Below are 20300 nucleotides of genomic sequence, written 5' to 3' on the forward strand. Positions count from 1 at the left end.
TTCTTTTTAATGTTATCATAAAAATCTTGAAGCAATTATATAAATTAAGCTATAGTTTTCTGCTTTCTTTTAAAAAAAGCAGATATAGTTTTTATCAAAAAAGCTTTTCTCTCAGAAATGTTCTATGTACATTCAAATAGAGCCCTGATGCTCGTTATTAAACCTTATAAAGTTCTTTGAAAATAATATTAATATTGTAATATAATCCTAAAAATAAAATCTGCCCTTTCCTTTTTCATCAAAAGCGGTAAGTAAATTACCGTATATCGCTTACATAAAGGGGAAAACGCAATGCTGAAAGAATTCAAAGAATTTGCCCTAAAAGGTAATATGATTGATCTTGCTATCGGTGTGATTATAGGGGGCGCTTTTGGTAGCTTGGTCAACTCAATTGTCAATGATATTTTTATGCCAATCATTGGACTGATTACAGGTGGAATTGATTTTTCTAATATGTTTATTCAACTTGCTGGCGAAAAACAAGCAACATTGAGTGCCGCCAAAGCAGCTGGAGCAACCATTAGCTATGGACACTTTATTACTTTACTTATCAATTTTCTCATTATTGCTTGGGTTCTTTTTTTATTCGTTAAAGCTATGAATAAAATCCGTAGAAAAGAAGAAGAAAGCCCAAAAAAAACGTCTTCAGAAGAACAACTTTTAACAGAAATTAGAGATCTTTTGGCTAAGAAAAAATAATTTTATTCAAGATTTACATCATGGAACACGAGGAAAAAACATTTCCACAGTTGTTCCATGATTGGGTTTTGAGAACAATAAAAATTGTCCTCCTCTTTCTTCCACCATTGCTTTACACATTGGGAGGCCTAAGCCTGTTCCTATAAAAGCGCTATCACCAGATCGGCCATCTTTGCGCTCTACTTGACCATAAGGTTTCAGTGCCTGTACAATCTCTTCTTCGTTCATCCCTATACCATTATCACTCACTGAAATTTTTACACGCTCTTTTCTATAAGAAACGTGAACAATGATCTGTCCACCCAAAGGTGTAAAACGAATAGCATTGGAAAGAAGATTCCATATAATCTGGCGAAACACTTGTTGTGATACAGGAATAAATGGAACATGAGGTGGAGCAACAATACGCATGATAATGCCGTTCTGATTGGCTTGAGTTTCAAGAAAAGCTATCGTCGCACGTAAACAAGATATCACATCAAATGTTTCAGAAATAATGGAAGAATCAATCTGGTTATTGGAACCAGAATAATTTATCTTCGAGCACTCTAGTAATTGATTAATCAGCAATAATATATGTTTTCCAGAGGAAATAATATCGCGTAAATATCCACGATAGCGCTCATTTTCTATCGAACCAAAACGGCCTTCTCTCATAATTTCTGCAAAACCAATAAGAGCATTCAAAGGTGTTCGTATTTCATGAACAACCCCAACAATTTTATCCTCTTCTGCTTTTTTTCCTCCTGATGGAACTGTTTGTGTCCTATCACGCAACATAACAGCATAATTGCCTTGCTGTGCCAAAAATACAATCGTTATCAAAACGGTTATATTTTTATGATTTTTCGTCATTAAATCAGCTGTTTCTCTGCGATTTAAAACCTGATTTTTCCCCTCCACACGGATTGATTTAAAATATTTTTCAACAAAAAATCGGCTTTGCAAAGTAAATAATGAAGAGAGTGGCTGTCCTCGTAGTTCATTTATTTCATAACCCATTAATGCTAAGGCTGCCCTACTTGCTGATTGAATAAAGCCCTCTTCATCCAACCATAAAACACCATCTGTTGCTGTATCCAACAATGATAAAACTGCTGCGGGCTCTTTTACGAGAGCTTGTTCTATAGCATTTACCGGCAATGTTTGTGTATATGGTAAATGAATAGCTGTTTCTTCAACTAATTTTTTTTCTTTTACCGATGAATTCAATTCATCACGTAATTTCTCTGCAATTTCATGAAAAGCTGAACGTTCTATCTCCGTAAGACATGGCATTTCTGTTTCCAGCTTTTCATCTCTTTTTTCTTGGACTTTTTTTCGTATTTTTAAAACACCAAAGCCACGAAACCCCTTAAGCTGCTTTTTAACATCAAAAATTGGCAAAGCCGACAACTCAACATCAAGCCATTGTAAGCAACCATCAACAGGCCATTGAACAATCTCTTTACTCCAAGGCATAGCAGCTTCAATAAAATGACTGAGAACCAGATATCGATCATCATTAAATTGATGAGCAAGCTCATGAAAGCTACATCCTAAAATAGAGGAAGAGAGAGGACCAACAACTTCAGCTAGCTCTTTTGAGACTTCACAAAATAAACCATTATGATCGATTTCCCACGTAAAAGGCCGAGGCAAAAGCTCTGGTGTAAAACGAAAAGCTCCTTGCTGACATTTTAATTCATTTGTATTTAACTTCAATTCATCTGCTTTTAATGGCATAACTAAAACTAAAAAGTGTTGGATTTACTCTCAAATAAATAATGCTAATTTGTTTACAATTACCTGTTCTGGTTAAAATAACTTGATATCTCATATCAATTGTCTGTAGCAAAATTTTGACTGTTTCATCAACAAAACAAGAATAAAAAGAATCCTCCAACTCCTGTTACTTATTCACCCATTATTGTAACAAATCTTGTTACAATAATGGTAACATCTCCCTCGCATAAATAGGACTCAAAAAGAATACATTTATTTTACGCATTCATGTGCCTGTTTTAAAAAGATATCTCCCAAGCTCCCCAAGCTTATTTTACGACGGCATCCGTAAATGGTGTAATACAAAGGCCCCCATAACAGATAGCAAGGCAAGGCATTGTACATTACATTTTTATGCTTATAAAAGAGCTGGTTAGGACCATCATTATACTAATTTTAACCCCTAATGTCACCAATAGTTCTTGGCATTTGAAGGCGTTCATAAGCGGCATTTTTATTTCTTTTTTTAACTTTTTTACCCCTACATTATTATGATGCGCAAGAAAATCGTTTTATTTGTTTCAACAGAAACAAATTTGAAATGAAAAAATCTTACGATATTTGAAACTTTCATTCAATACTTATAATGATAAATTATTATTATAAATCAATAAATTGCATTATAAAAATAGAAATTAAAATTTCTTTTTCAAATAAAGTTTCTCGTAAGAACACCTTTCTTGTACCAATAATATCAAATAATAACAAATTTAGCATAGTGCTTTAAAGCACCCAATGCAACAAAACTTGCATATTGGATACTCTTCTTATGATGCTCTCCATAATCCCCAAAAGACCTTTCTTTCATCAGAACCGCTATAGGAAGAGAAAACAAAAAAATATACCACTGCATTATTTAACCAAAGAATTTTTCTGCAATCAGAAAAGAGAACAAAAATCATCTGTTCTCATACAAAGATTTGTTTAATTTCTTTACATTCCAGATCATCTAGAAATGTTAAAAATATCTCCCCTTTTGGTATCAGCAGTCAAAAGATCGCTTTTGCTTTATTACTCTCCACTCAATTTTTTAATATTATTATAAAAATAAATACATGGTCACATCTGCTTTGAAAAATAAAACAAGCATTCGCTATTTAAATAATAACTGTCAAACATTTTAAAAATCGCATATTTTAAATCGCACATTTTAATATGCTTTTTTATTTCCCTGCATTGAGTAAAATTTCACGTTTTCCCACATGATTAGCGGCTCCAACAATGCCTTTTTCTTCCATCCGCTCAACAAGAGAAGCTGCTTTATTATAGCCGATTGAAAGTCGGCGCTGAATATAAGATGTTGAACATTTTTTATCACGCATAACAATCTTTACAGCTTGATTATAAAGCTCCTCTCCCTCTTCATCAAAATTTTCTTCCTCAGAAACTTCAACCGTTGAATCGGCAGAAGCATCCTCTTTGTTATCATCTTCGTTATCTGTGACGGTTGCTAAATAATCAGGTTTTCCTTGCAGTTTAAGATGTGCAACAATGGATTCAACTTCTTCATCAGAGACAAACGGTCCATGAACGCGTACAATACGTCCCCCACCTGCCATATGAAGCATATCTCCTTGACCTAAAAGCGTTTCAGCACCTTGTTCACCTAGGATCGTACGACTGTCAATTTTTGATGTCACTTGAAAGGAAATGCGGGTAGGAAAGTTCGCTTTAATTGTCCCTGTGATAACATCAACAGAAGGGCGCTGCGTTGCCATAATAAGATGAATACCAGCCGCACGCGCCATTTGTGCTAAGCGCTGAATGGCATTCTCTATTTCTTTCCCTGCCACCATCATGAGATCAGCCATCTCATCAACAATCACAACAATATAAGGAAGCTGCGTCAGATCCATGGCTTCTTCATGATAAAGCATTTCCCCTGTTTCCTTATCAAAACCCGACTGTACAGTACACATGATCGTTTCACCTTTTTGAGCCGCAAGTGCAACACGTGCATTAAAACCATCAATATTACGTACACCTAACTTAGCCATTTTGCGATAACGCTCTTCCATTTCACGAACCGCCCATTTTAAAGCTGTTACTGCTTTTTTAGGATCTGTTACAACAGGTGTTAAAAGATGTGGAATGCCATCATAAACAGAGAGCTCTAGCATTTTAGGATCAACCATGATCAAACGACACTGTTTTGGTGTCATACGATAAAGAATCGACAAAATCATTGTATTAATTGCTACAGACTTGCCTGATCCTGTTGTTCCTGCAACCAATAAATGAGGCATTTTTGCTAATTCTACAATGACCGGCTCACCACTAATCCCTTTTCCCAAAGCAAGAGCAAGTTTAAATTCACTTTCACGAAAAGAACGTGTTTGAATTAATTCCCGTAGATAAACGGTTTCACGAACCGCGTTGGGTAACTCAATCCCAATAACATTCCGTCCAGGAATGACAGCAACGCGTGTAGAAATAGCAGACATAGAACGCGCAATATCATCAGAAAGATTAATAACGCGCGATGACTTTACACCCGCAGCAGGCTCAAATTCATACATTGTAACCACTGGACCTGGATGTACATGGATAACTTCACCCTTAATGCCAAAATCTTCCAAAACACTTTCCAAAAACCCAGCACCGCGTTCCAATGTTTCCTGAGGAATCATCGTACCTTCATGAAAAACAGGTTCCTGTAATAAATTGATTGGAGGAAACTCATAAGCATCACTGTCAATAGATTGAATATTTTGCATAAAAGCAGAATCATAATTGCTTAATGGCACGCGGGCAGATTGCAATATTTTCGTTTTACCGTTTGCTTGCATCACAGACAAATCTTTTAAATTTGGTGTGACATTCTTTGTTATGCAATCGACAATATTATTGGTTTTTTTCGTCTCTATACTAGACTCAGCGTCGCTTAGTGCCTCAGTATCGTTTAACGCCCTTGCATTACTTAACGTATGAGCGGAATCTTCAACAGAAAGCTTAGAATGACATTCTTTAGTAATATCATTATTTGTATGCATTAAATCAGAAATTTGCTCAACGCCTCGCATCCTTTCCGCTGGAGATTCCGATGTAATGGAATCATAGAGTTGCGGAAAGCGGTATTCAAGAACACGGTAAAGAGCAGTTATTGACTCATCAAAGACAGAAGGAATCTCAGATGTAATTTTATTTGTCGTGTCAATCGATGTTTGATCCTCTTTTGAAGTTTGAGTATCCATATGTTCAAATATCAAAGATACGCATTCAAAAAATGCATCATCGGAAAGATGCCAAGCAGGATTCATTTTTTGTAGCACATTTTCTACTTGTAATTTATGTTCTTGTTTACCCTCCTCAAGAGGGATATTTTCTGATGGTATACGAGTAACTTGTCGTGACAACTGCTTCAAAACTGTTGAATGACAAACCGACGTTTTATTTTCTATTGATTGAGGATTAATGACTTTTTTTGTCGATGAAACGCTTGTTGTTTTCTTGTTACAACGTACAATATCTGTATCTGTAATTTTTTTTTGATCTTGCTTCGTAAAAATTTTAAACTGCTTTGCAAAAACTGGATCTGTTTCTATACGACGACGCAAAATCTCAACTTCTGGGGTTCGCGTGAAACGGACATTTTTTCCGAGGGTAAATGCCTTTTTCCATACTTCCGGATAAGGAAATATCTCAGTAATCTTAACAGATAAATCTTCTCTTGATGCACCTTTCGTACCATCATCAGAAAAAGAAGGCGTAGAAATAGATTTTGTTTTCGAATTATGCATGGCACCCAACAAATTTATAGCAATGAGAAAAATAACCTTTTCAAAAAGAATTCGTAGAAACTATCATACGAAGGTTAATAACCTTTTGCTGATGGTTACTTTTTAATGAAAAAAATAATGCCATAATGCATATTCATAATCTCTCTTCTGCATATTTACGATATAAATTGTCTCGTTTATGATGTCATAGAGCTCGTATTTCATTTTTTTTGAAGAAAACTTCAGGATAAAAAAGCTTCAGGAAAATTATCTATAGCTCTCTTTCTCTCTCATTTCATAAAAGCAATTAGTCCTAATAATACAAATGGGTATATAAGCATTGCTCTGTTGAATTCTCCATGCTCAGTTATCATGATACAATCTAATTTCTCGCGTTTTTATAAGATTACCCTTGTTATCCTCGTTTAAAACGGCTTAGACTAAGATAATCATAATTAAATAAACACAAATAGAAAAAAGGGAGTGAATTATGTTTAATAAACGGAAATTTTATATCAATGGTCTATGGGAGGACCCAAGCACTCCTCACGATTTTGACGTCATTAATCCATCAACAGAAGAGGCTTGTGCTGTCATTAGCCTTGGAAGTACAGAAGATGCCGATAAAGCAATTAACGCAGCTAAAGAAGCGTTTCAAAAATGGAAAACAACGTCACCAAGTGAGCGTCTTGGGTTCGTTGAAAAAATTCTAAATATCTATGAAAAACGCTCTAAAGAGATGGCAAAAACCATTTCAATGGAAATGGGAGCACCGATTGATATGGCACTTAATGCGCAAACCGCAACTGGCAGTTCCCACATTCGCAATTTTATCGAAGCTTATAAAGAGTTCTCGTTCCAAGAAACTTTAATAAAGGGAAATGAACAAGCAATTCTTCACTACGACCCTATCGGCGTCGTAGGATTAATTACGCCATGGAATTGGCCCATGAATCAAGTAACTCTTAAAGTTATCCCTGCTCTCTTGGCTGGCTGTACCATGGTATTAAAGCCCTCTGAAATTGCGCCTCTTTCTGCTATGCTTTTTGCTGAATTTTTAGATGAAGCTGCGCTCCCTGCCGGTGTTTTTAATTTAATCAATGGTGATGGTACAACTGTCGGCTCTTACCTCTCAGCACATCCAGATCTAGAAATGATTAGCTTTACTGGTTCAACTAGAGCAGGAAAAGATATTTCTAAAAATGCTAGCGCTACTTTAAAAAGAGTCTGTCTGGAACTTGGGGGAAAAGGAGCGAATATTATCTTTGCTGATGCCGACTCAGATGCTATTCAACGTGGTGTGCGACATTGCTTTTATAATAGTGGACAAAGCTGTAATGCACCCACTCGTATGCTTGTGGAACAAAGCATCTATGACAAAGCCATAAAAATAGCTAAAGATATTGCAGAAACAACAAAAGTAGGACCAAATTGCCAAGAAGGAAATCATATTGGTCCCGTCGTTTCAAAAAAACAATATGATAAAATTCAAGATCTTATCCAATCGGGAATTGATGATGGTGCAACTCTTGTTGCAGGCGGAACTGGTTTACCAAGAGGAATTGAACGCGGTTATTATGTCCGTCCAACAGTCTTTGCTGATGTAAAACCTCATATGCGTATTTTCAAAGAAGAAATCTTTGGTCCAGTTCTCTCGATTCTTGCTTTTAATACAGAAGAAGAAGCTGTCGCTTTAACGAATGACACTGAGTATGGTCTTACAAACTATATTCAATCACAAGATCGCAATAAATGTCGTCGTATTGCGGCACAAGTACGCTCTGGTATGGTAGAAGTTAACGGACATGGATTACCCAGTGGAAGCTATTTTGGAGGTGTAAAATTTTCTGGACGCGCCCGTGAAGGGGGACATTGGGGAATTAAAGAATTCCTCGATAGTAAAGCAATTTCGTACTGGTAAAATCTTATTAAAAACTTAATAGGAATCGTATGGTAATACAAAAAATAACGGATGAAGGTGCTCTTGGGCAACGTCTTGATCAGTGGCTAGCAAAACAATACCATAATGTGTTCTCACGTTCACGTTTGCAAACCCTCATCCGTGAAGGCTATCTTAAAATTGATGGTCAATTCATAAAAGAACCAAAAACAAAATTAAGACCTAAGCAAATAATTGAATTGGCAATGCCTGACCTTCGTGATGCAGAACCTAGTGCTGAAGCTATTGCATTGGACATCCTTTTTGAAGATGATCATATCATTGTTATTAACAAACCAGCAGGTCTTGTTGTTCATCCTGGCAATGGAAATTGGACCGGTACGTTGGTTAATGCCCTTATTTATCACTGTGGTAATAGTTTATCTGGTATAGGTGGTGTTAAACGCCCTGGCATTGTCCATCGTCTCGATAAAAATACAAGTGGTGTTATGGTTGTTGCAAAAAATGATCTGGCTCATAAAAGTCTCAGTGCTCAATTTTCTGATCATGGACGTACCTGTGCATTAGACCGACGCTATCATGCCTTGATTTGGGGGACACCTCACCGCAATGTTTGGACAATTGATGCATCACTTGGCCGTTCGCCCCACAACCGAACAAAGCAAGCTGTTATCCATAACCAAAACCCTTATGCTCGTCATGCTGTTACACATTTTTCTTTGCTAGAAAAATATGGCTCTCATGCAGACTCAACATCTTTTGCTAGCCTTCTGGAATGTCGCTTGGAAACTGGACGCACCCATCAAATCCGTGTTCATATGGCTCATATTGGGCATCCACTCATAGGCGATACAGTTTATGGAAACGCCTTTAAAACAAAATCAAACGCATTCAACCCCACTATTAGAAATGCAATCGATCAACTCAACAGACAGGCACTTCATGCCGCAAGTCTCACTTTTGAACACCCTTCTACCGGTAAAGTTATGTCGTTTTCCACACCACTACCTCAAGATATGGCTAAACTTATTAAGCATTTTAAAAAAATGAATTGAAACTTTTCTCCTTCTCAAGATTTCACAATAAAATATCTTTTTTTGAACAAAATTGAAAAATATGCTAAAGTGAATGTACACAGGTATTACTATCTGAAACATAGAATTTGCCTTATCAGGGAATTCAGACAAAAGGAGGGTGCTATTATGGCCCATATGAGTTTGTTATCAGTAACCGCAGGCGATGGTGGATTAAACCGTTATTTGGAAGAAGTACGTCGTTTTCCAATGCTTGATCCAAAAGAAGAATATATGTTAGCTCAACGTTACCGTGAGCATAATGATTTAAAAGCAGCGCATAGGCTAGTAACCAGTCATTTGCGTCTTGTAGCTAAAATCGCGATGGGATATCGCGGCTATGGACTCCCCATTGGGGAAGTCATTTCAGAAGGCAATGTTGGACTCATGCAAGCTGTTAAGCGTTTTGAGCCAGAACGTGGTTTTCGTCTTGCAACCTATGCAATATGGTGGATTAAAGCATCAATCCAAGAGTATGTATTGCGGTCTTGGAGTTTGGTGAAGATGGGGACAACAGCTAATCAAAAGCGCTTGTTTTTTAACCTTCGTAAATTAAAAAGTAAACTTCAAGCACTTGATAACGGTGATCTCAATGCAGAACAAGTAAAAGAAATTGCAACTCAGTTGAATGTCTCAGAAGATGAAGTTATATCAATGAACCGCCGACTTGGTGGTGACACTTCACTCAACGCACCCCTTCGTACAAAAGAAGGGGAAAACAGCGAGTTGCAAGATTGGTTGGTGGATGAATCTAACGATCAAGAACAAGTTTTAATTGAAAAAAGTGAATTGGAGAATCGTCGTTCCATGCTTATAAATGCCATGGACAATCTCAATGAACGTGAAAAACGTATATTCAAAGCACGTCGTTTAAACGATATACCATTAACTCTAGAAGAACTCTCTGGTGAATTTAACATTAGTCGAGAACGAGTAAGGCAAATTGAAATGCGTGCATTTGAAAAAGTGCAAAATTCTATCAGAGATTCTGCTTTATCTCAAAGTCAAGTATAAGACTCTAGAATTAGGTATGAAGCCAATTGTTTGCGCATTTTTAAAGTAGAAATGAGAAAAGCGTATATTGGCTTTGTACTTGTAAATTAGTCTGTAGAATCCTTTGAGTTGTAGTATACAATTTTATTGAGCGTGTTTGATATAACTATAAAAATCAATATCGAGAAATAACCTTTTATTTTATTTGCATCTATGTTTTATTTTTCTGATCAAGAACTGTTAACTTATCTTGTTGTGCAAGCCATTGTCCAATAACTTTATTGAAAATAGACTCACCTGTTGGTCCTTTTGCAAAAGTTAATTCATTTATACGTCCGTTTTTATCCGTTAACACTAAACGCACCCAATCTAATTCTCGCATCAATTGCAAATTTCGATCAAGAAATGGATGATTACCACTCAATGCAACAAGAAAAAAATCATCATTAATTTTTGTAGAAATAGTTCTTACTAAAGGCTGCCCAATAGATTGTTCACTTGCTTTAAAGGTTAATGCTTGAACACTGCTTATAGCTTTCCCTGAGAATTTATCAGAAAGAATAAAAATAAGATCCATAATATATGCAGCAGGAAATGACCGATCGGTATTGCGACGTAAAATTAACCGTAATGATAGCCCTTCATCAGGAATTGTTATATCACCTTGTATGGCTGTTTCTTCTGGAGCCCCCTTCACATAAGACTCCTTTATAAGCGTCCAGCGAACACTTCCCGTTGCTATCTTTTCTGCATCATAATTTGTACGTGCTTGATAAAAAACAGCTTCACCTAATTTATCAAGCGATTGCAAATTGCTGGAAACAACGGTTGAGACTCCTTCTTCATCCGAAGAATCTGTCGCTTGTTTTAAACCGACATCAATTTCACTCCCATCCTCTAATAAACGTTGTGTTAACTTTCTCTTAACCGAAAGTGCCTTTGGTACTTCGTGAGAAACTTGAAGATTTTCTCCTAACACTTGATGATCATTTGATACAAATACACGCCCACCAATAAAAAAAATACCAATAGTAAAAACAGCAAAACTAACAACAGAAACAGCACTTATCACAATACGCCTTTGCACCAATGATTTATTAGCACGACGTAAAGCCTGAGAAAAAATATGCGAAACAATATGAGGATTATCTTCTTGCGACGAAGAAATCTTTAACTCACAGCTATTAACATGCTGAGAAGGTACATCAGCCTCCATATTAACAGGCTCTGCATCTGGTATATCTGATACCCAAGGCTCATCAAATAACTTGCTATCCTTTGGATGTGTAACAAAATCCTGCTTTCTTTTTATGTCTACCACTGAAAATTCATTATTCTTTGGTAATATAGTTTTTTTTGTATATTTCTTATCTTCATTTATATTTGTGGGATCCCACCCAATAACTGAAGAAAGCAACTTCTTTTCAACTGCTAAATATTCCTCTTCAACAGTTGCAATAGCACTATGAAGAATCTTTCTTTGTTCATCTGCTATTGCTTGTGGTATTTTTGCTGTTACAAATTGATATTCTAGTGTTTCGATAGCCCGTTTATAAATTCGCTTACGCACTTGTGATGTAACATTATTTTGTGCATTAATTGCCTTTTTTAAGATTCCAACGAAATCTACCATTTCCTCTATAATCTCTCTTAAACTAAGCAAAGAACCCCTAGAACTCAGGCTAAAACAGCTTTATTTTAGGCTCATAAGTTTATTGTCATTTATATTGGTACAACTATTGTCATAGTGTAAAATGAATATGAAAAATAAACAATGTCATTTTACACCTTTCTTTCACGCACTCTTAAAAGCTCTTTTTGTTAAAAGATATAGAAGTGAACAAAAGATCTATATGGAAACCTAAAAATAATAATCAATTTGCAAAAGGATCTGTAATAAGAATAGTATCTTCGCGTTCTGGACTCGTAGATAATAAAGCCACTTTTGTGTTAATCAGTTCTTCAATATAGCGTATATATTTAACAGCCTGCATTGGTAAATCTTCCCACCTCAATGCATGGGCTGTTTTTTCCTTCCAACCTTCTAATGTTTCATAAATAGGCTTCACACGGGCTTGGGCTCCCATGGAAGAAGGTAAATAATCAATCCTTCTACCATCAAGCTCGTAACCAATACAAACTTTTATTTCATCCAAACCATCCAAAACATCAAGTTTTGTCAATGCTATACCTTGAACACCGCAAACTACTACCATCTGACGGACTAAAACAGCATCAAACCAACCACATCGACGCTTTCGACCCGTTACAACACCAAATTCATGCCCACGCACTCCCAGAAATTCACCAATATCATTTATCTGCTCTGTAGGAAAAGGCCCTTCTCCAACACGTGTGGTATACGCTTTTGCAATACCCAAAACATAATGAATTGCACTAGGTCCCATCCCTGAACCTGTACATGCCTGCCCAGCAACTGTATTCGATGATGTTACGTACGGATAAGTTCCAAAATCATTATCGAGTAAAGCACCTTGCGCACCTTCAAAAAGAATGTGTTTCCCTCCTCGATAACCTTCATCTAAAAGACGCCACGTACAATCCATAAAGGGCAAAACTTTATCCGCAACTTGCATCAATTCATCATAAAGCGCTTGAGAATCAATCTCTGCAACACCCATCCCACGACGCAAAGCATTATGATGCCTCAAAAGCCGCTCAATCTTAGCCATAAGTGTATCTTTTTCTGCTAAATCCATCACTCGGATAGCACGACGTCCCACCTTATCTTCATAAGCCGGTCCAATACCACGCTTTGTTGTACCAATCTTTAAACCAGATAAACCGCTTTCTCGAATTGCATCAAGATCACGATGCAAAGAAAGAATCAAAGGAGCATTTTCAGCAATACGTAAAATTTCTGGTGTGATTTTCACGCCCTGATCACGTAGTTTTTTTAACTCTGCTACAAAATGATGGGGATCAACTACAACACCATTCCCAATAATTGATAACTTCCCACGAACTAAACCCGATGGTAAAAGTGATAATTTATAACTAACTCCATCAATAACCAATGTGTGGCCAGCATTATGCCCCCCCTGATATCTCACCACGATATCTGCTCGCTCAGACAACCAATCTACAATTTTACCTTTGCCTTCATCACCCCATTGTGTACCGACAACAACTACATTGGCCATAACTTTCTCCGTCGTGTTTAGTCAAAAAAACCAGCATTCAAAAACAAACACTTCTTTATAACGAAACCTTAGAGCAAGTGCGACTCCTCATTTCAGATTTTTCTCAATCTTCAAGTGATTAAATTTTCAAATTTATGATAATAAAGATAAGCAAATACCAAAATATTTTAAATCTGTCATTTTTGCTACAAAAAGTAAAAAAATAGAGATTTTAATTTGTGCGTATCCAACACCTGACAGAGCATTTATTCCTCCTCTTAATCTTTTACAATTCATGTAATATTTAGAGGCTGTTTGTCTGATACAAGAATACGAAAGATCATCATAATCTCTCGTATCCTTTTTCTGTTTAAAAACACCCTGTGAAAATCACCAGTAATTATTTAAAGCTGTGCTTTTTCAACCTGGAACGCCCACTCAAGCCATTGTGTTAAAATTTCAAGATCGGAAGCCTCAATTGTTATACCCGCCCAAATTCGAAGCCCCGGAGGAGCATCGCGATACGAACCAATATCATAAGCAACTCCTTCCTCATCAAGACGTTTCACAACCGCTTTTATGAAAGATACTCGCTTTTCCGTATCCAAAGCAGTAATCACTGGATCCACAATATCTAAACAAATAGCGGTGTTAGAACGCACTTCAGGATCTTTTGCCAAATATTCTAACCATGGTGTTTTGCGAACAAAAGCATCAAGTACAGAAAAGTTTTTCTCCACCCGTGCTCTTAATGCCGCTGCACCTCCTAGAGATTTTGCCCACTTCAACCCATCAAGAAAATCCTCAACACAAAGCATAGAAGGTGTATTGATTATCTTTCCTTTAAAAATATCTTCGTTCAATTTTCCATTTTTTGTCATATAGAAAAGTTGAGGCATAGGCCAAGCTGGAACATAATTCTCAAGCCTCTCAACAGCACGAGGACTTAAAATCACCATACCATGCGCAGCCTCACCTCCCAAAACTTTCTGCCATGAAAAAGTAACAACATCTAATTTTGAAAAATCAAGATATTGCGCAAAAGCTGCAGATGTTGCATCACAAATGGTCAATCCAGCCCGCTCATGGGGAATGAAATCTGCATTAGGAATACGCACACCAGAAGTTGTCCCATTCCATGTAAAAACAACATCACGATCAAAGTCAAGTTGTGTTAAATCTGGTATTTCACCATAAGGAGCTTCAAAACGACGCACATCAGAAAGCTTTAATTGCTCGACAACATCTTTATTCCACCCAAATCCAAAACTTTCCCACGCCGCCATATCAATGCCACGCTCACCTAATAGAGACCATAGAGCAGCCTCAACAGCACCGGTATCTGAACCGGGCATAATTCCTATACGATGATCAGAAGGAACCTCAAGAATCTCACGGGTTAAATTAATAACTTCAGCAAGTTTTAATTCTGCTTCTCTAGATCTATGTGAACGCCCAACTAATGCATTTTTAAGAACATCAAGAGTCCAACCAGGCCGTTTGCTACAAGGACCTGAAGAAAAATTAGTATTATTGGGACGACTGCTTGGTTTTTGTAACATTATCATTATTTCTCCCCTTTTAGATGTTTTTTTCTTTATAAAGAAAAACAAATTATTATAAAGACTAATCAATAATCTTTTTAGAAAAAAGTCAAAAATACTTTCTATTATTTCGTATGCTTAAAATTCACGGAAACTTTATCAAAAAACCTTTCTTAATCATGCTTCTCGGTTGATTCTTTTAATTTTTTGTATCATCACCACGATAAGACAGCATTCTACTAACAATACACTAACGCATCCAATATGCCTATCAAATTTATTTTATGATAAAGATTCATTGATAACTCTCTAGAATAGGGAGATAAACTTATTAAAAAATCAATTATTTTTCTTTTGATGACTGGACAGAGAAAATTTTAATGTTATAACCGCAAGCGCTTTATATTTTTTATGAAGCATGCCCAGATAGCTCAGTTGGTAGAGCAGCGGACTGAAAATCCGCGTGTCCGTGGTTCGAATCCGCGTCTGGGCACCACTTTTTATTTTTCCTTATTTAGTATCTTGTTTTATTATATTTTTAAAACATGATGGATTCGTAAATAAAGGTTAGGGAATAGGATTTTGTGACATGCCTCTCAATTATTGCGAATCAGTTTTTTTAAAGGGCATAATCAACTTCTTACTTAAATAAATCTGAATGCGTATCTGTCCTATCAAAATGGACACGCTTTTCATCAACTATATAAATTAATAACCAATCGGGTTCTATATGAAGATCTCGATGAGGCTTCTAGTTTCCCTGTAATATATGATCATTTAAAATAGATAGCAATTGCTTCTTATGAATTAGAAGTTACATAACTTCTGTGAACTTTCGCATATCTTTTCCACGCTTTTTTGCTCATTTTACATCCTTTTTAAACTTTCCTGAATAACTCACTGAACGCATAATCAGATATCCAGTTGCTTAATCAAATCAGCAATATTTTCAGCATAAAAAACATTTTCATTGCTATCGCTTTTATGAGAAATTTCAAGCGTTTCTTTATTGAGTATCTTATTATTTTCAACGTACACACGAATAAGATCACGTAAAATTTGAGATGCTGGACGGTGTTTTATTTCAGCTATAGCCATAAATGCGCTTTTAGATTCATATCTACTTTAGCTGCTATAAGTCACTTTTTTCACTCATAATATTTCCTCTTTAAGAATTTTAATGATTAACATTATTTAGCTTAGTTAAAAAATTTAACTTAGTTAAACATAGTGTTACTTATCATTAATATTAATTTCTTTTCTTAAAGAAAAAGTTTTTCAACTTTTTGTTAGCCACTTTTTGAGGTGTGAGAAGATACTTTCTAGAGTATCCATAAAGCGGGCAAAATCGATAATAAACATAAAGACAATAAAGGCAATCAATTTCATGATGCGTGACATCATCTTTAAACCTTGATAGGTCTCTATCATCTCGTGAAGGAGTTGTTGTTCTTTTTCTGTAAGATCTTTATCTTTGCTGCTTCGTTTCTTGACCATCTTTCCAACCACATAAATGGGCTCCCTGCTTGTTATGCTTCAAAATATCTCTTGCAAGGTTGGAACTGATGACCGCAACATCCTTGTTATCCAAATAAATGGGCAACCAGCCACCACAAGAAACAGACCTATTTGCCGCGCACCCAACGAGAAAGTTCAGAGCGCACACCAGCATCACTTTTTTGATTAACTTCATTTTCTACCTCAAGCCGCGTTGTTGCTGTCTTTAAAGCATTCTCTGTTTGCTTTTGCCGTTCGCTTTGCTTGCCAAGGTGAAACGCCTTGGCTAAAGCCATAAAAAAAACGGCTAAAGCCGCTGTAAACATAAGAGAATATTTCTTTAGCCAAAAAATCATAAGCGTTGCTCCCGAAAACGCTTGGCGACAATCACTATGCCCGTTACAGCCGCTAAAACCACTATGCCTGCTAAAGCCCATTGCACCGGTCCATTGCCTGCTAACAAACCTCCAAAACCTGAACAAGACCCTATAATCGGGGCAAGTTCTTCTACCTTGAAAAGACCTGTTGCTGTTTTCGTTTCTACCCTTTGATAATTTGAAGAAACATAAGCCCCTTTTGCCCATAATCCCGCTTCTGCTGCTCGGCGGTTGGCTAAACCCGCAAGAGGCTTCCCACCAACCTTATTCCATTTCTGTAATTCAACAGGTACGGCTTCATAATCGCCTTGATTAAGCTTCTTCAACAATGTTGACTTGCGGAAAGAAGCTGTTCCTACGTTATAGCAAAACGATACCAATGCCGCGAATTGGCAATCCGTTAACGAAACCGTGACCGATTCCTCTACCGTCTTCTCAAATTGCTTTAAGTCTTCACAAAGGATTTCTTCTGCTTGCTCTTTGTTAATACACATGCCTTTTTTGACAAGGGGGTGACCCGCATTGTTGGTGTGACCATAACCAATCGTCCAGATACATGCCGTATCTCTATAAGCCTCTAAACGCAATCCTTTCCATTGTTTGATAAGTTCTAATCCTTCTTTCGATATCTTTCTCATCTGACGCTCCATAAAAAAAGCCCCACAAAAGTGGGGCGGAATAAAATGATGTTCTAATCAATCTCGCGCTAATTATAATAAAGTGGCTCGCTACATCCACGGGCGCCTATTTTTTCATCTTCGACATAACGAGAATGCGCAAAGTTCCGCACAAGATGATCATTGTTAGAGCCACCAGTCCAATCGCCTCCTCCCAACATAACATTTATGTCTACACGTAAACTGCTTCCTTGCTCCCCTGTATGCCATTTAGTCACTGGATAACAACCAGACAAATATTGCCACACATAACCGCAACCATCCTCACAACCAATATGCGAAATCATCCGTCTATTGTTTGTATCAACGTGTCCTCCAGACGTCTTAGGAGAAGGCGCTTGATTGTCGACAATACTGGTTGCTTGATTACTTCTATACATGCATGGCGAGAACTCATCACTCGTCAAAAATCTCTTATTAACAGACCAAAAATCAAAAGCATGATCCGCATAGCTACGATTGGTCGTAATCGGAACACCATATGCCGACTTTGCATTTACACCTGTCCCTGATTGAAGATAAATATCAACCCAAATATTATGCCACGGATTGTAAACCATTCCCTCTGGGTCACTACGTGGACGGTGATTTAAACACCAAACAGAATTGGGCAAAACATCCCCCGCTTGATAACCCGATAAGAGATGATATTCAATCTCACCAACATCCGCACATAGCGTATGAAATCCACCAATCTTTTCAGAATTATCCTCTGTATAGCCATCAGGAACCGTCGGATTTTGAGAAATTTTAAAGGATATCTCATTCGTCTGATCTTTTAGGATGAGATATATATAATAATCCTTTCCTGCTTCAAGATCTTCGTCAAAAGACATCCTTCCACGCCCTGGAACGCGGTAAAAGAGGTACCTACCCCATTCTCACCACCATGATAAAAGCGAAAACATGCCCCTTTATTGATCACAAGACCTTTTCTATTTGTCGGATCGGCTTCCAGAATTCTGTGAGGCTGATCAAAATGCACATTCTCTAAAAAATAAGTTGAAAGAAAACCTACTGTTGCCTTGTTGGTGAGCTGATCAACCATTAGATTCAACGTCTCATCCGCTTGAATAAAGAAGAGCACTATTTTGACTCCCTCCATCATTCGTGCTTTTTGTTCAACTAACTCTTTAAGAATGGGTAGGATGCTTTGATGATCGCTTTTGCAAAGATTTTCTTGTTTGTTGACGTTTTCTTTCATTCTCAAAATGAGTTATCATGGCCCGTTCCTTCTTGCTCGTATTGCTTAGACCAAAAGTATCATTGTCCATAAATTGCTGATATCCAGCTATCATGAGATCGGTTAGGAACGAGTCACTTTTCGGAGGTTGTGTAAAATAAATCCCCTTTGAATCCTGCAATTTATATCGAAAACCTGCTTTTTTCATGCACTCATATACTGAAGCAAATTCACTTGCATACGAATTCATATCACTAGAAGAAGCATAAACCGGTTTCCAGCCACATTTTAAAAGTGATTGTTCAATTACAGCCCGATCTGCTTTAGGCTTTTCCCATAAAACCAAAGTCGATGGGGGAGGATTGCCTAACTGACATCCAGCTGTACTTAAGAGAGCCATGCTGCTCAATAGTTTTAAGATTTTTTGCATTTTTCCCCTCCTCCATAGTTTTTTCCAAAAACTCTTGTAAGAAGATGTGAATTTCAAACCAAGAGCTTTCTCCGCCTTTTCAATCTGTAGATTATCAGCCGCATTTTCTTCAGTACGAAAATTGATAATATCATCATTATATTTATTAACTTTATCAATTAATACTGCAACATCATCTAAGGTATAGGTTTTCATGAATCTTCCCCTGCATGGTCCTTAATTCTTTTACAGAGAAATTCATAAAAATTACTTGCGTAATATTGGGGATCATCAAGTGGAAACTTAAGATAGAGCGGGCACTCTCCATCCCGAAATTGAGTATAATCAAAGTAAAAGGTTTCACCAAAATCAGTTGTGCAGATAACAAGTTGTTTGGGATTCGTAAAGCCATCTCTTCTATCGAGCAAATTTCGGTAAACAATATCACCAGCAGGAATACCAGCACAGATTTCATAAATACTGAATATTTCTTCACCTCCAACTTCTCCGCCTCCATAATTTTTTAAAAAACCCTTATAGGAAGAGGTAAATTGTAAATCGAGAGTATTCTCAGCTGTTTTAATCCTTACATCATCAGGAGCATTATCTTTAGTACCAAAATTAATAGCATGACTATGCATATCAATATATTGTGCAACATCCGATAAAGTATAACTTTTCATAAATTTTTCTCCATAAGTCACAGCGTGTTTTTACTAATAATTAGTGTTTCTACTGATCAATATTTCTCTATCATAGCCAATGGAATTGGGATTACATTGATAGAATCATAAGGGATATTTTCTTGAAGGAGCTCTTTTCTCATCTGTGTCTGTAAAATCATCTCGCATTTACAATATATGATATAATTAAAGGGGATGATCATTAAAGCTTAGAGAGCGCCTTTTAGTGTCATTACTCCAATATTTGCAATAATTACTTTTTCTTTTTTCCTGCTTAGGAGACTTTTTTTGAAATCCAACAAATAACTTTTTTGATAAAATTTGTCTTTGGCTTCATATGAGCAACCAAACTCTTGTCTTGATAAAATGAGTAGAGAACTTCAGCGAGAGGACTATCTTGTTCTTGTGTCATAGGATGTAACATAATAGGCCTACAATCGACTCCAATAGGAGCTCTTCCTGATACCATTCTTTCCACATTTGTACCTGTTACTATCTGTCCTTTTTCTTTCCAAGAAGAAACTGTTTCAGGCTCAAACAGTTCATCTTCCTGATAAACTTTTTGACCTTTAAATTCCACAGGCTCTGCTGCCCCCATAATTTTTTTCTTTATCCATTTCATGATTTATAAGCCCCTTC

Annotated in this window: 17 protein-coding genes, 1 tRNA gene and 1 pseudogene; 5 read left to right on the forward strand and 14 right to left on the reverse strand. The window is 36.8% G+C overall.

The window, feature by feature from the left end; all coding sequences use genetic code 11:
- Window positions 1-291 precede the first annotated feature (291 nt).
- Window positions 292-699: a large conductance mechanosensitive channel protein MscL gene (gene mscL, locus ACFIJQ_RS02020; protein ID WP_026500234.1), complete on the forward strand. Its 408-nt coding sequence runs from the start codon at window positions 292-294 to the stop codon at window positions 697-699.
- 18 nt (window positions 700-717) lie between these two features.
- On the opposite strand, the gene ACFIJQ_RS02025 is transcribed toward mscL, so the two are convergent.
- Both ACFIJQ_RS02025 and ACFIJQ_RS02030 read right to left on the reverse strand, forming a co-directional pair.
- Entirely contained in the window at window positions 718-2424 is a 1707-nt protein-coding gene (locus tag ACFIJQ_RS02025; RefSeq protein WP_375628291.1) for an ATP-binding protein, read from the reverse strand.
- Between the two features lie 1202 nt (window positions 2425-3626).
- The gene (locus ACFIJQ_RS02030; RefSeq protein ID WP_375628292.1) at window positions 3627-6203 is read right to left on the reverse strand and encodes a DNA translocase FtsK; all 2577 of its coding nucleotides are present in this window, start codon (window positions 6201-6203) and stop codon (window positions 3627-3629) included.
- A gap of 469 nt (window positions 6204-6672) precedes the next feature.
- Between ACFIJQ_RS02030 and ACFIJQ_RS02035 the strand changes: the two genes are divergently transcribed.
- The 3 genes from ACFIJQ_RS02035 (at window position 6673) to rpoH (ending at window position 10169) form a co-directional block, all read left to right on the forward strand.
- Window positions 6673-8103: an aldehyde dehydrogenase family protein gene (locus tag ACFIJQ_RS02035; RefSeq protein WP_273787848.1), complete on the forward strand. Its 1431-nt coding sequence runs from the start codon at window positions 6673-6675 to the stop codon at window positions 8101-8103.
- 29 nt (window positions 8104-8132) lie between these two features.
- Complete coding sequence (locus ACFIJQ_RS02040) at window positions 8133-9137, forward strand: RluA family pseudouridine synthase (RefSeq protein ID WP_273787847.1); 1005 nt, start codon at window positions 8133-8135, stop codon at window positions 9135-9137.
- A gap of 147 nt (window positions 9138-9284) precedes the next feature.
- Window positions 9285-10169, forward strand: coding sequence for an RNA polymerase sigma factor RpoH (gene rpoH / locus ACFIJQ_RS02045; RefSeq protein WP_375628295.1), 885 nt, complete (start codon window positions 9285-9287; stop codon window positions 10167-10169).
- Between the two features lie 190 nt (window positions 10170-10359).
- On the opposite strand, the gene ACFIJQ_RS02050 is transcribed toward rpoH, so the two are convergent.
- The 3 genes from ACFIJQ_RS02050 to ACFIJQ_RS02060 all read right to left on the reverse strand — a co-directional run bounded on the left by ACFIJQ_RS02050 (window position 10360) and on the right by ACFIJQ_RS02060 (window position 14859).
- Window positions 10360-11781 (reverse strand): hypothetical protein, encoded by a 1422-nt coding sequence (locus tag ACFIJQ_RS02050; RefSeq protein WP_375628297.1) that lies wholly within the window; start codon window positions 11779-11781, stop codon window positions 10360-10362.
- 241 nt (window positions 11782-12022) lie between these two features.
- A complete protein-coding gene (locus tag ACFIJQ_RS02055) occupies window positions 12023-13312 on the reverse strand; it encodes an adenylosuccinate synthase (RefSeq protein WP_273787844.1) in 1290 nt (429 codons plus the stop codon).
- A gap of 383 nt (window positions 13313-13695) precedes the next feature.
- Window positions 13696-14859, reverse strand: a complete 1164-nt coding sequence (locus ACFIJQ_RS02060; protein WP_273787843.1) for a phosphoserine transaminase — start codon at window positions 14857-14859, stop codon at window positions 13696-13698.
- A gap of 396 nt (window positions 14860-15255) precedes the next feature.
- Between ACFIJQ_RS02060 and ACFIJQ_RS02065 the strand changes: the two genes are divergently transcribed.
- Window positions 15256-15331, forward strand: a tRNA-Phe gene (locus ACFIJQ_RS02065).
- Window positions 15332-15475: 144 nt separating this feature from the next.
- On the opposite strand, the pseudogene ACFIJQ_RS02070 reads toward ACFIJQ_RS02065, so the two are convergent.
- The 9 genes and pseudogenes from ACFIJQ_RS02070 to ACFIJQ_RS02110 form a co-directional block, all read right to left on the reverse strand.
- Window positions 15476-15571: pseudogene (locus ACFIJQ_RS02070) on the reverse strand (type II toxin-antitoxin system YafQ family toxin); the annotation flags it as partial.
- Between the two features lie 176 nt (window positions 15572-15747).
- Window positions 15748-15933 (reverse strand): hypothetical protein, encoded by a 186-nt coding sequence (locus ACFIJQ_RS02075; RefSeq protein ID WP_375628299.1) that lies wholly within the window; start codon window positions 15931-15933, stop codon window positions 15748-15750.
- Window positions 15934-16113: 180 nt separating this feature from the next.
- A complete protein-coding gene (locus ACFIJQ_RS02080) occupies window positions 16114-16344 on the reverse strand; it encodes a hypothetical protein (protein ID WP_375628301.1) in 231 nt (76 codons plus the stop codon).
- A 116-nt stretch (window positions 16345-16460) separates the two neighbouring features.
- Window positions 16461-16688: a hypothetical protein gene (locus ACFIJQ_RS02085; protein WP_012754703.1), complete on the reverse strand. Its 228-nt coding sequence runs from the start codon at window positions 16686-16688 to the stop codon at window positions 16461-16463.
- Window positions 16685-17347 carry a lysozyme gene (locus ACFIJQ_RS02090; RefSeq protein WP_375628303.1) on the reverse strand — a complete coding sequence of 221 codons (663 nt, stop codon included), beginning with the start codon at window positions 17345-17347 and terminating at the stop codon, window positions 16685-16687. Before ACFIJQ_RS02090 ends, ACFIJQ_RS02085 begins: the two co-directional genes overlap by 4 nt.
- Window positions 17348-17415: 68 nt before the next feature.
- Window positions 17416-18222, reverse strand: a complete 807-nt coding sequence (locus ACFIJQ_RS02095) for a hypothetical protein (RefSeq protein ID WP_375628304.1) — start codon at window positions 18220-18222, stop codon at window positions 17416-17418.
- Between the two features lie 297 nt (window positions 18223-18519).
- The gene (locus tag ACFIJQ_RS02100) at window positions 18520-18999 is read right to left on the reverse strand and encodes a hypothetical protein (RefSeq protein ID WP_338071679.1); all 480 of its coding nucleotides are present in this window, start codon (window positions 18997-18999) and stop codon (window positions 18520-18522) included.
- A 191-nt stretch (window positions 19000-19190) separates the two neighbouring features.
- Complete coding sequence (locus tag ACFIJQ_RS02105; protein ID WP_375628306.1) at window positions 19191-19661, reverse strand: SMI1/KNR4 family protein; 471 nt, start codon at window positions 19659-19661, stop codon at window positions 19191-19193.
- A 274-nt stretch (window positions 19662-19935) separates the two neighbouring features.
- Window positions 19936-20283 carry an HNH/ENDO VII family nuclease gene (locus ACFIJQ_RS02110; RefSeq protein ID WP_273788704.1) on the reverse strand — a complete coding sequence of 116 codons (348 nt, stop codon included), beginning with the start codon at window positions 20281-20283 and terminating at the stop codon, window positions 19936-19938.
- Between the last annotated feature and the right edge of the window lie 17 nt (window positions 20284-20300).

This window comes from Bartonella sp. TT67HLJMS (genome assembly GCF_042193375.1).
Taxonomy (GTDB): domain Bacteria; phylum Pseudomonadota; class Alphaproteobacteria; order Rhizobiales; family Rhizobiaceae; genus Bartonella; species Bartonella grahamii.